An 11907-nucleotide genomic window follows, 5' to 3' on the forward strand; every position below is an offset into this window, starting at 1 on the left:
CTTGCGCGACTACTTTGTGGCGCGCAGCGACAACTCGCCGCTGCTGTGGATCTACCGTGAGCGCCTGAGCGGAACCGACCCCGCACAGCCGTCGGCCGACTGGTATTTGCATGGGGTGTTTGCGTGAATGGGTTGGCGGGTGCAGCAGGGATGTGTTTGTTTAACCACGATTTATTCCAAAGGTGTATATTTGGTATCTATCAATTGTCATGGGAGTTTCCTATGGATGCCAATCCTTCCCAATCAGCGCGCGCCAAATTGTTTTTCCACGGACGCAGTCAGGCTGTGCGCCTGCCCAAAGAGTTCCGGTTTGAAGGCACCGAGGTTTACGTGCGGCGTGTTGGGGCTGATGTGGTGCTCAGCAGCCAGCCCAAAGCGCCGATGCAAAACCTGCTGGATGCCGTCAACGAGTTTGAGCCGGCTTTTGTGATGGCGCGTGAACAACCCGAACGGCCCGATGCACGCGAGGCGCTGTTTTCGGCAGCGCAGACCTGAGAGCCGCCATGCAAATCACCTCCCGGCATGCCTCGGTGCGTTACCTGCTGGACACCAACATCTGCATTTATGTGATCAACCATCGCCCGCCAGCGGTGCTAGACCGGTTTCTGGCGCATGAAATGGATGGCCTGGGACTCTCCGCCATCACCGCCAGCGAACTTTACTGGGGCGTGTGTAAGAGCGGTTCGGTGCGCAACCAGACGGTGCTGGACAAATTTTTGTCCCCCTTGACCGTGCTGGATTACGATCAAGCGGCGGCCCGGAAATATGGCGAATTGCGGGCTTACCTCGAAAAACAAGGTACCCCGATTGGCCCGCTGGACCAGCAAATTGCGGCCCATGCTCTGGCCCTGGGACTCACGCTGGTTACCAATAATGTGCGTGAGTTTGAGCGGGTGCCCGGGTTGCGTCTGGAGAATTGGGTGTGACCCATTTGGGGGTGCTTAAACCGCGCATCGCAACAACTTCACCGGTCCACCGCCAGCTTGGCACCCAGCCCGATCAGGATCGTGCCCATCACCGCGTCGATGGGCTTGCGCAGTCGGTGGTAGCCGTGTTGGACCCGTTGGGTTGAAAACAGCATGGCCATGCTGCCGAACCAGGCCAGTGACACGCTGGCAACAAGGCCTATCGTTGCTGCATGTACCCACAGCGGCGCATGGGCGGGCAGGATGGTGACAAAAAGACTGCCGAAAAACGCCGCCGCTTTCGGGTTGGTCAGCCCCACCATCAGACCACGCTGGCAGGCTTGCCAGCCGCTGCGCACGGGCATAGCGGCTGTCTCCATTTGACTCATTGACTGGCGCAGGCCCAGCAGCGTTTTCACGCCCAAATAGACCAGATACGCCGCCCCGGCGATGCGAATGGCCCCGTAAAGCCACGCTACCTGGGTCAGGATCAGCCCCAGACCGAAAACCGCCAAGGTGGCCCACAGGGCGTGCGAGCTGGCGATGCCCAGCGCCGCCCAGAGTCCGGCACGGCGTTGGGTCAAGGCATGGGAGGTCACCGCCATCAAGTCCGGGCCCGGGCTGATACAGCCGAGCAACATGACACCAGCCACCGCCGCGAGTTGAGGGAAATAGTCCATGGCAAGAGTTTGTGAAAAAAAGAGGCCTGAATGGTAAGTCAATCCTTCCCGTTGGATGCCTGTTGTTCTGGTCATCGAACCCAGATAGCCTCACAATACTGTTTTTATAAACAGTATTTAAGGCCAGCCCGTGTCCTCCCCATCCAAAGTGCAAGCAGCACCGGCGCAGCCAGACCGCTGTGCCTACGCCGAGTTGCATTGCCTGTCCAACTTCAGCTTCCAGCGCGGAGCATCCCATCCTGAGGAGCTGGTGGCGCGGGCGCATGCGCTGGGGTATGCGGCGCTGGCCATCACCGACGAATGTTCGGTGGCAGGGGTGGTGCGCGCGCACCTGGAGGCCAAAAAGTGCGGGCTGCAACTGCTGCCCGGTGCCCTGTTTTCGGTGCCCCTGGGCGCGCCGTCGCCCGGCCACGGCGCAGCGGTTGGCGCGTCGTTCACCCTCATCGCTTTGCCGCACGACTTGCAGGCCTGGGGCGACTTGTGTGAATTCATCACGCTGGCGCGCCGCAGTGCGCCCAAAGGCCACTACCAGGTGCGCTGGCCTGACCCGGCCTGGGCCAGCTTGCAAGGGTGTGAAATCTTGCTGGAACTGCCGATTGCTATCAGTTTGGAAGCTGCTTGTGCAATCATGACCTGGGCTAGAGGCTTGTTTGGCATCAATTTGTGGCTGACGGTGACGCAGTTGTTACACGCCGACGATGCGCTGCAGCGGCACCGGATGCAGCAGCTCGCGCAACTCACCGGTGTGCCGCTGGTGGCCACCGGGGAGGTGCTGATGCACCTGCGCTCGCGCAAGCCGCTGCACGACGTGCTCACTGCCGTGCGGCTGGGCCAGCCGGTGGCCGAATGTGGCTTTGCCTTGCAGCCCAATGCCGAAAATCACCTGCGCAGCCGTGAGCGGCTGGCGCAGCTCTACCCGGCGCAGTGGCTGGCCAACACCCTCACGGTGGCATCGCGCTGCACTTTCAGCCTGGACGAGCTGCGTTACCAGTACCCGATGGAGGCCGTGCTGCCTGGTCTGACCCCGGCGCAAACGCTGCGCCAGTTCACCGATGAGGGGGCTCGCCGCCGTTATCCCGGTGGCATGCCGGAGACCGTGCGTGCGCAGGTGGCGCATGAACTGGCGCTGATCACCGAGCTGAAGTACGAGATGTATTTCCTGACCGTGCATGACCTGGTGGCTTTTGCCCGTCGTCAGGGCATCCTGTGCCAGGGGCGCGGTTCGGCGGCCAATTCGGCGGTGTGTTACTGCCTGGGCGTGACCGAAGTCGACCCGGCGCGCTCCAGCGCGTTGTTTGAGCGTTTCATCAGCCGTGAGCGCAACGAGCCGCCCGACATTGATGTGGACTTTGAACACCAGCGGCGCGAAGAGGTCATCCAGTACATCTACGCCAAATATGGCCGCGACCGCGCTGCGCTGACCGCCGTGGTCATCAGCTACCGCCCGCGCAGTGCCTTGCGTGACGTGGGCCGCGCCTTGGGGGTGGACGAGGCGCTGATCACCGCGCTGGCCAAGGAACATCCTGGCATGTACAGCCGCGAGGTGCTGGCCGAGCGCTTGCAGGCCGCGCGGGTACGGGTTGCAGAGCACCAGCCAGACGGGGAGGGTGCAGGCACCAGCCAGCCCCACCGCGAAGGGGCCGCTGCCGCCTGCCGCTCCAGCCACACCCTGGCCCTGTGGCTGGACCTGAGCCGTCAGTTGCAAGGCTTCCCGCGCCACCTGAGCCAGCATCCGGGCGGCTTTGTGCTCACGCAAGGGCCGCTGACCCGGCTGGTGCCGGTGGAAAACGCCGCTATGCCGGAGCGCTCCATCGTCCAGTGGGACAAGGACGACCTGGATGCCATGGGGCTGCTCAAAGTCGATGTGCTGGCCCTGGGCATGCTCAGCGCCATCCGCCGTTGTCTGGAACTGGTCAGCACCCGGCGCGGTCAGCCGTTTGTGCTGCAGGACATCCCGGCCGAAGACCCCGCCACCTTTGACATGATCTGCCACGCCGACACCGTGGGGGTGTTCCAGATCGAGAGCCGCGCCCAGATGAGCATGTTGCCGCGCCTCAAACCCCGCTGCTTTTACGACCTGGTGATCGAAGTCGCCATCGTGCGCCCCGGGCCGATCCAGGGCGGCATGGTGCACCCGTACCTGAAAGCACGTGAACACCCGGATCAGGTGGTCTACCCCAGCGAAGCGCTCAAAGCCGCGCTGGAGCGCACGTTGGGCATCCCGATTTTTCAGGAGCAGGTGATGCAGATTGCCATGATCGCCGCCAATTTCACCGCCGGTGAGGCCGACGACCTGCGTCGCTCCATGGCCGCCTGGAAGCGCCAGGGCGGTGTGCACAAGTTTCATGACCGGCTGGTGGGGCAGATGGTGCGCAACGGTTATGACGAGGTCTTTGCTGAGAGCATCTTCCGGCAGATTGAGGGCTTTGGTGAATACGGTTTCCCCGAGAGCCACGCCGCCAGCTTTGCGCTGATCACCTACGTGAGCTGCTGGCTCAAGTGGCACGAGCCAGCCTGCTACCTGGCCGCCATGCTCAACAGCCAGCCGATGGGTTTCTACGGCCCGGCGCAACTGGTGCAGGACGCACAACGCCATGGTGTGGTGGTGCGGCCGGTGGACGTGTTGCACAGCGATTGGGATTGCACGCTGGAAGACGAGCCGCCCGCCGTGCGCCTGGGCCTGCGCCTGGTCAGCGGCCTGAGCGAGCTTGCCGCCAGCCGGATCACCGCTGCCCGCGGGCAAAAGCCCTTCACCAGCACCGAAGACCTGGCCCTGCGCGCGACACTGGATGCCGGTGACCTCACTGCGCTGGCCAGTGCTGACGCGCTGCAAAGCCTGTCGGGCCACCGCCGCCAGCAGGTCTGGGATGCCAGCGCCTTGCGGCGTGCGCCCATCCTGCTGCAAGAAGCCCCGGTGAACGAAGTGTCGCTGACCTTGCCTGCAGCCACTGAGCGTGAAGAGGTGCGGGTGGATTACGCCGCCGTTGGACTCACTTTACGCTCCCACCCCGTGTATTTGCTGCGTGATCAGCTATCAAAAATGAAGTATTTGAACGCCGCCCAATTGCGCGCCTTGCCCCATGGCCGGCTGGTGCGGGCCTGTGGTCTGGTCACCATGCGGCAAAGTCCGTACACCGCCAAGCAGGTCACTTTCATCACGCTGGAAGACGAAACCGGCACCGTCAATGTGATTGTCTGGAAGGCGCTACGCGAGAAACAGCGCGCCGAGCTGCTGCATGCCCGCCTGCTGGCGGTGCACGGCACCTGGCAGCGCGACGTGGACAGTGGCGGCCAGGTCTGCCATGTGATTGCCGGCTATCTGCGCGACCTCACCCCGCTGCTGGGCGGGCTGGCCACCAGTAGCCGAGATTTTCATTGACAGGGGGCCCTGCTTTTCATCAATGTCATGGCGCCGGATCAGGGCATCGTCGGTTTCAGGTCACTCAGTGATTTGTCAATGTCCGTCATGCGGGCGTGATACAGCTGCTCGATCCAGGTGGCCTCGCGGGTGCGGATGATGTTCAAGAAAGTGTCTACAGCGTTTCTTTTTCTAGCCAGCATGCCGAATCGGTCAAAGCCGGTTTCCAGAAAAACCTGAAGGGTCCCCAGCCCTGCCAGTCTGGCCGGTTGGCGCATCATCTTGAGCATCATGCGTAATCCTGGTTTGCCGGTCAGTTCACCAAGGGCCTGGCCAAGACGCAGGACGGTTTCAAGTTGCCAATCGCGTTTGTCTGGCTGACCGACAGCGCGCCAGGCATGCACATAACGTGTGGTTGCGGGCAGGTTCGGGCGACGGTGCCAGTGTGCTGCCATGGCCAGGTCCAGCTCTTCTGTCACACGGTGAAGATGGGCCAATGTCACTGCCGTGGCCACCACCTGGTCTGGGAAGGTCAACTCCAGCGCCTTGCCAATGCGGGCAAATTGCGCATCACGTTCACTGTAGTCCCTGGCACTGTATAACTCATGCAGGAAGAAGTTGGTACAGTCCCCGTAGTCGATCGAAGTCAGCAGATCCCGGTAGGTGTTGGCAAACCGATGGGTCTGGAAAAGTTTGATATCCGACAGGGCCTGTGTCAGACCAACGTCATTTTTCGCCGTTGATCGCAGCTCTGACACCTGCGCCATGGCTTCTCGTATTGATGTGGCGGGTTCCATTGCCGGTGAAGTTTACGGTTCACCGCCGCCGTGGAGTAAGGTCAACACCTTAACTTCGTTGAGGGCTTGCGGTTTTTAGAGCCAGAAACCTAGGGAAAACCCTTATATTTTGATCCATGAAGCAATTTACCCCCACGCCCGATGATGATGCAGCCGACGCCCGGCTGGGGCTTGGAGCGCAAGCCAGTGGGTCGCAGGAGCTGGTGGTCCGCAAACCGGACCTGATGGTCCCCATCCGCTCGCTGGGGGAGAACCACCGCGACCGCATCCGGGCCCATCTCAAGGCCTTGAATGACCATGATCGCTATTTCAGGTTTGGATTCACCGCGAATGACGAGCAGATTGATCGCTACGTGGACGGCTTGAATTTTGAGCGGGACGAGATTTTTGGCATCTACAACCGGCGTCTCAAACTCATTGCCATGGCACATCTGGCCTACACCGGTGAGACCCGTGCCGGCGGGAGTTCCGAGTTCGGAGTCTCGGTGCTGGCCCAGGCACGCTGTCGCGGTTATGGCGCGCGGCTGTTTGAACGCGCCGTCATGCATGCCCGCAATGAAGGCGTGCACACCATGTATGTGCATGTGCTCAGCGAAAACGCTGCCATGCTCAAAATCGCCCGCAGTGCCGGGGCCACTTTTGTGCGAGACGGTCCCGAGTCCGAAGGTCACCTGAATTTGCCGCCAGCGACCATCAACTCCCAGTTGACGGAGATGGTCGAAGAACAACTGGCGCAGGCCAACTATCGGATCAAAGTCCAGGCCAAGCAGTTGCTCAAAAGGCTGGGGCGCTTTCAGGCCTGGTGGCGCCCATCCGGGCATGGGGCGCACCCCGACTGAGCCGATCACTGCCTGTCAGCGTTATCCGCTATCCTAGAGGTCTGTGCAACAACCGCATGTCCTGCTTTCTTGGCTGTGTCAGACCCCAATCCCTCGCGTTTCGACCGGGAAGATACCCGCACTTTTTTGCAGAAGATTGCCGAGTTCATTCATCCTGGTCCGGACTCGACCGCTGAACTGATTGAAACCTTGGTGGATGCCGAGCACAACCAGCTCATCGGCCCGGATTCCCGCAAAATGCTCGAAGGCGTGATTCGCATGGCCGAGATGACGGCCGGCGATGTCATGGTGCCATCCACCCGGATGGAGCTGGTCAACATTGAAGACCCCTATGACGACATGATGCATGGTGTGATTGACACCGCACACTCGCGCTTTCCGGTCTACGAGGGGGAGCGGGAAAACATCATCGGCATCCTGATGGCCAAGGATCTGCTCAAACTGCAGCGTGCGCCAGAGTTCAACATCCGTGCCTTGCTGCGACCAGCAGTGTTTGTCCCCGAGAGCAAGGGCCTGAATGATTTGTTGCGGGATTTCCAGAGCAATCACAACCATCTGGCGATCGTCATCGACGAGTTTGGCCGGGTAGCCGGTCTGATCACCATTGAAGACGTGCTGGAACAGATTGTGGGTGAAATTGAAGACGAGTTTGACATTGCCGATGACGAAGGCGACATCTTCGGCCTGGCCGATCGCACCTACCGTGTCAGCGGCGACACGCTGATCGAGCGGGTGGAGCATGCCTTTGGCGTCAAACTCGAAAGTACCGACCCCGAGGAAGACTTTGAAACCATCGGTGGGTTGATTGCCCATGAAATGGGGCATGTGCCCAAACGCGGTGAACATCATGTGATGTCCGGCCTGGACTTCGCCGTCCTGCATACCAAAGGGGGTGCGGTGAAATGGTTCAAAGTGTCGCCGGTCGCAGATGAGGCCGTCTAAGGCGGCAGGCTTTGGCCTGTTTGTCACGCGTCCTCCCAGCCAGGTGATGCCGGCGCTGCTGGCGCTGTTGGCCGGTGTGTTGCAGGCCGCCAGTCTGGCCTGGCCCTTGGGGGCGCTGGAGATTCCGGGCCTGGTCGGTGTGGCACGTGGCCAGCCCGTCTGGTGGTTGCAGGGCCTGGCCATGGCGGGGCTGGTGCTGCTGCTCCTGCGCTGCGGCAGCGCACGCCAGGCCGCCTGGCGCGGTTGGTTGTTTGCGCTGGCTTGGCTGTCACTGACCTTTGGCTGGCTGTTCACCTCGATGCATACCTATGGTGGTTTACCGGCGCCGTTGGCGGTGTTGGCGGTCCTGGCGCTGGCTGGCGTCCTGGCTTTGTATTACGCCGCAGTTTGTGGGCTTTTCAGGGCGCTAGCCCGCACAAACAGGGCTCTGACAGCTATCTTGTTTGCAGCACTTTGGTTGTTGGCCGAATTGGCACGGGGCCAGTGGTTGACGGGCTTTGGCTGGGGCGCCGTGGGTTATGCCCAGCTGGACGGCCCGCTGGCCTCGCTGATTGCCTGGGTGGGGCAGTACGGGGTGGGTTTTGCCGTCGCCGTGCTGGCGGCCTTGTTGGCGCAGGTGATGTGGGTCAGGTCCTGGCGTGACAAGCTGGGCGCCGCCACCGGGATGCTGGTGCTGCTGGCCGCCGCCCAGCTTGTGCCGCCGCCTGACGGCGCGACCCAGGGCCACTTGAACGTGACCCTGTTGCAGGGCAATATTGCCCAGAATGAAAAGTTCGAGCCCGGCACCGGTGTCCCCAAAGCCCTGCGCTGGTATGGCGAGCAATTGCAGGCCAACCGCAGCAGCCTGGTCATTAGCCCCGAAACCGCAGTGCCGTTGCTGCCCAGCCAGCTCCCGGACGGCTACTGGCTGGCGCTGCAACAGCGTTTTGCCAGCGGTGAACAGGCGGCACTGGTGGGCATGCCGCTGGGCAGCTACACCGAGGGTTATACCAATTCGGTGGTGGGGCTCAAACCGGGTCAGCCGCAGCCCTGGCGCTACGACAAACACCACCTGGTGCCGTTTGGCGAGTTCATCCCGCCGCTGTTTCGCTGGTTTACCGATTTGATGGCCATCCCGTTGGGGGACTTCAATCGCGGCGGGTTGCCGCAGCCCACGTTCGACTGGCAGGGCCAGCGCCTGGCCACCACCATCTGTTACGAAAATCTGTTCACCGAAGAGCTGGCCGCGCCATTTGCCGACCCGCAGCGCGCGCCCACCATGCTGGTCAATATCAGCAACCTGGGCTGGTTTGGCGAACATCTGGCCATGGACCAGCACCTGCAGATTGCCCGCATGCGGGCGCTGGAGTTTGACCGGCCTTTCCTGCTGGCCACCAACACCGGGCGCACGGCCATCGTGAACCATCGTGGGGAGGTTACCCACACCGCGACGCCGCATACTGCGACGGTCCTGCACGGCCAGGTGGAGGGCCGCAGCGGGCTGACCCCCTATGCCCGCTGGCTGGTCCAGTGGGGTCTGTGGCCGTTGTGGGGGAGCGCCGTGGTGCTGGTGCTGTTCGGGGCAATGATCCGCCAGCAGCAGCCCCATCGGCGCTAAGCGTCAAGCCGTAAAATCATCGTTTGGCACGCGAATTCTGGCGTGCATTTTTCAACTCCCGGGCCTTGTTTGACACTCGTCCCCTATTCCTTATGTTGACCTTCCAGCAAATTATTCTGAAACTGCAGTCCTACTGGGATGCCCAGGGCTGCGCGCTGCTGCAGCCGTACGACATGGAAGTCGGTGCCGGCACCAGCCACACAGCGACCTTCCTGCGTGCGTTGGGCCCGGAGCCCTGGAAGGCCGCCTATGTGCAGCCCAGCCGGCGGCCCAAGGATGGCCGTTATGGCGAAAACCCGAACCGCCTGCAGCACTACTACCAGTACCAGGTGGTGTTGAAGCCGGCCCCCAGCAACATCCTGGAGCTGTACCTGGGCTCACTTGAAGCGCTGGGCTTTGATTTGAAGAAAAACGACATCCGTTTTGTTGAAGACGACTGGGAAAACCCCACGCTCGGCGCCTGGGGTCTGGGCTGGGAGGTCTGGCTGAACGGCATGGAAGTGACCCAGTTCACCTACTTCCAGCAGGTCGGCGGCATCGACTGCAAACCCATCACCGGCGAGATCACCTACGGCCTGGAGCGCCTGGCCATGTACCTGCAAGGGGTGGACAACGTCTACAACCTGATCTGGACTGAAGCGGCCGACGGCTCCAAGCTCACTTACGGCGACGTGTACAAACAAAACGAGGTCGAGCAGTCCACCTACAACTTCGAGCACAGTGATGCCGACTTCTTGTTCACCGCCTTCACCGCCCATGAGAAGCAGGCCAAGCACCTGATGGAAGCCCAGCTGGCCTTGCCCGCCTATGAACAGGTGCTGAAATGTGCGCACAGTTTCAACCTGCTTGATGCCCGCGGCGCGATTTCCGTGACCGAGCGCGCGGCCTACATCGGCCGCATCCGCAACCTGGCGCGCGGTGTGGCGCAGAGCTACTTTGAAAGCCGTGAACGCCTGGGCTTTCCGATGGCCCCGCGCGAATGGGTGGCCCAGATGACGAAGAAGGCGGCCTGATCATGACGAATCAAAATTTGCTGGTTGAACTGTTTGTTGAAGAACTGCCCCCCAAGGCGCTGAAAAAACTGGGCGAAGCTTTTGCCAGCCAATTGGCTGAACAGTTGCGCACGCTGGGGCTGGCCTCGGCCGACTCGGTGGTCACACCGTTTGCCTCGCCGCGCCGGCTGGCGGCGCACATCACCCATGTGGCCGCCAAGGCGGCCGACAAGCAGGTGCAGCAAAAGCTGATGCCGGTGAGTGTCGGCCTCGATGCCAATGGCATCGCCACCCCGGCCCTGCTCAAGAAGCTGCAGACCTTGGGCGCAGATGTGTCCGACCCGGTGTTTGCCGTGGCGGCGCTGCGCAAGGCTCCTGACGGCAAGGCTGACGCGCTGTTTTATGACAGCCTGGTCAGCGGCGCCACACTCGATGTGGGCTTGCAGCAGGCGCTGGAAGCGGCGCTGGCCAAGCTGCCGATCCCCAAAGTGATGAGTTACCAGCTGGAAACCGACTGTGAGCTGCCCGGCTGGAGCAGTGTCAACTTTGTGCGCCCGGCGCATGGCCTGGTGGCCTTGCATGGCCGCACCGTGGTGCCGGTCAAAGTCCTGGGCCTGAGTGCCAGCAACACCACCCAGGGCCACCGCTTTGAGGCACCTCTGTCCCCGGTGGTGCTGGCCGATGCCGACAGTTATGCCGCCACCCTGCTGCGCGACGGCGCGGTGATGGCCAGCTTCAGCGACCGGCGCTTTGCCATCGTGCAGCAGTTGGCCCAGGCCGCCGAACGCCTCGGGCCGGGTTTTGAGGTGCTGATGGATGAGGCGCTGCTTGATGAAGTCACTGCGCTGGTTGAACGCCCGAATGTGTTGACCTGCGCGTTTGACGAGCAGTTCCTGGAAGTGCCGCAGGAATGCCTGATCCTGACCATGAAGGCCAACCAGAAGTACTTCCCGCTGGTGGATACCCAGGGGCGGCTGACCAACCGTTTTCTGGTGGTCAGCAACATCAGCCCGGCGGACGCCAGTGCGGTGATTGGCGGCAATGAACGCGTGGTGCGCCCGCGCCTGAGCGACGCCCAGTTCTTCTTCAACCAGGACCGCAAGAAAACGCTCGAATCCCGTGTCGCCGGGCTCGACAAGGTGGTGTACCACAACAAGCTCGGCTCGCAAGGTGAGCGCACGCTTCGTGTGCGGTCCATTGCCCGGGCGATGGCGGGGAAACTTGGGGATGCCGCTCTGGTGGCGCAGGTGGATCAGGCGGCCCAACTGGCCAAGACCGACCTGCTGACCGACATGGTGGGTGAGTTCCCGGAGCTGCAGGGCATCATGGGCGGTTATTACGCGCTCAACGATGGCCTGGGCACCGAGGTGGCGCAGGCGATTGAAGACCACTACAAGCCGCGTTTTGCTGGTGACGACTTGCCGCGCAACACGGCCGGCCTGGTGGTGGCGCTGGCCGACAAGCTCGAAACCCTGGTCGGCATGTTTGGCATTGGCAACCTGCCCACGGGTGACAAAGACCCGTTTGCGCTGCGCCGCCACGCGCTGGGTGTGATCCGCATGCTGGTCGAGAAAAATCTGGCGCTGGATTTGCAGGCCCTGCTGGCAGCGGCGTTACCGGCGTTCGAGCACAAGATCACCAACGCCAGTGTGGCGCTGGCGGACTTTGTGTATGACCGTCTGGCCGGCATGCTGCGCGAACAAGGCTACAGCGCCCAGGAGGTCGACGCCGTGCTGGCGCTGCGCCCGCAGCGTCTGGGGGACGTGGCCAAGCGGCTCGCAGCGGTGCGCGCCTTTG

At 62.1% G+C, this 11907-nt stretch carries 10 protein-coding genes; 8 read left to right on the forward strand and 2 right to left on the reverse strand.

Going from position 1 to position 11907, the window contains the following annotated elements:
- Positions 1-222: 222 nt before the first annotated feature.
- Together vapB and PHW99_RS12815 are read left to right on the forward strand one after the other, a co-directional pair.
- On the forward strand, positions 223-495 hold the full coding sequence (gene vapB, locus PHW99_RS12810) for an antitoxin (protein ID WP_300178037.1): 273 nt from the start codon (positions 223-225) through the stop codon (positions 493-495).
- Between the two features lie 35 nt (positions 496-530).
- Complete coding sequence (locus PHW99_RS12815; RefSeq protein ID WP_366913452.1) at positions 531-926, forward strand: type II toxin-antitoxin system VapC family toxin; 396 nt, start codon at positions 531-533, stop codon at positions 924-926.
- Between the two features lie 38 nt (positions 927-964).
- On the opposite strand, the gene PHW99_RS12820 is transcribed toward PHW99_RS12815, so the two are convergent.
- Positions 965-1585: a LysE family transporter gene (locus PHW99_RS12820; RefSeq protein WP_300178043.1), complete on the reverse strand. Its 621-nt coding sequence runs from the start codon at positions 1583-1585 to the stop codon at positions 965-967.
- A 130-nt stretch (positions 1586-1715) separates the two neighbouring features.
- On the opposite strand from PHW99_RS12820, the gene PHW99_RS12825 reads away from it, so the two are divergent.
- Positions 1716-4964, forward strand: a complete 3249-nt coding sequence (locus PHW99_RS12825) for an error-prone DNA polymerase (protein WP_300178046.1) — start codon at positions 1716-1718, stop codon at positions 4962-4964.
- A 38-nt stretch (positions 4965-5002) separates the two neighbouring features.
- On the opposite strand, the gene PHW99_RS12830 is transcribed toward PHW99_RS12825, so the two are convergent.
- Positions 5003-5710: a hypothetical protein gene (locus PHW99_RS12830; protein WP_300178049.1), complete on the reverse strand. Its 708-nt coding sequence runs from the start codon at positions 5708-5710 to the stop codon at positions 5003-5005.
- A 254-nt stretch (positions 5711-5964) separates the two neighbouring features.
- Between PHW99_RS12830 and PHW99_RS12835 the strand changes: the two genes are divergently transcribed.
- The 5 genes from PHW99_RS12835 to glyS all read left to right on the forward strand — a co-directional run.
- Entirely contained in the window at positions 5965-6579 is a 615-nt protein-coding gene (locus PHW99_RS12835; protein WP_300178092.1) for a GNAT family N-acetyltransferase, read from the forward strand.
- Positions 6580-6654: 75 nt separating this feature from the next.
- Positions 6655-7521 (forward strand): transporter associated domain-containing protein, encoded by an 867-nt coding sequence (locus PHW99_RS12840; protein WP_300178095.1) that lies wholly within the window; start codon positions 6655-6657, stop codon positions 7519-7521.
- A complete protein-coding gene (gene lnt / locus PHW99_RS12845; RefSeq protein ID WP_300178052.1) occupies positions 7508-9118 on the forward strand; it encodes an apolipoprotein N-acyltransferase in 1611 nt (536 codons plus the stop codon). The genes PHW99_RS12840 and lnt overlap by 14 nt, the downstream gene beginning before the upstream one ends.
- Before the next feature lie 92 nt (positions 9119-9210).
- The gene (gene glyQ, locus PHW99_RS12850; protein WP_300178054.1) at positions 9211-10131 is read left to right on the forward strand and encodes a glycine--tRNA ligase subunit alpha; all 921 of its coding nucleotides are present in this window, start codon (positions 9211-9213) and stop codon (positions 10129-10131) included.
- A gap of 2 nt (positions 10132-10133) precedes the next feature.
- Positions 10134-11907: glycine--tRNA ligase subunit beta (gene glyS / locus PHW99_RS12855; RefSeq protein ID WP_300178057.1), on the forward strand; the 1774-nt coding region annotated here is incomplete at its 3' end.

It is taken from the genome of Rhodoferax sp. (assembly GCF_028689305.1).
GTDB lineage: Bacteria > Pseudomonadota > Gammaproteobacteria > Burkholderiales > Burkholderiaceae_C > Rhodoferax.

Excerpts from the sequence above, each read along its gene's own strand:
- vapB (WP_300178037.1), top strand. The coding sequence starts at position 223 with ATGGATGCCAATCCTTCCCAATCAGCGCGCGCCAAATTGTTTTTCCAC.
- PHW99_RS12820 (WP_300178043.1), bottom strand. The coding sequence starts at position 1,585 with ATGGACTATTTCCCTCAACTCGCGGCGGTGGCTGGTGTCATGTTGCTC.
- PHW99_RS12830 (WP_300178049.1), bottom strand. The coding sequence starts at position 5,710 with ATGGCGCAGGTGTCAGAGCTGCGATCAACGGCGAAAAATGACGTTGGT.
- PHW99_RS12835 (WP_300178092.1), top strand. The coding sequence starts at position 5,965 with ATGGTCCCCATCCGCTCGCTGGGGGAGAACCACCGCGACCGCATCCGG.
- lnt (WP_300178052.1), top strand. The coding sequence starts at position 7,508 with ATGAGGCCGTCTAAGGCGGCAGGCTTTGGCCTGTTTGTCACGCGTCCT.
- glyQ (WP_300178054.1), top strand. The coding sequence starts at position 9,211 with ATGTTGACCTTCCAGCAAATTATTCTGAAACTGCAGTCCTACTGGGAT.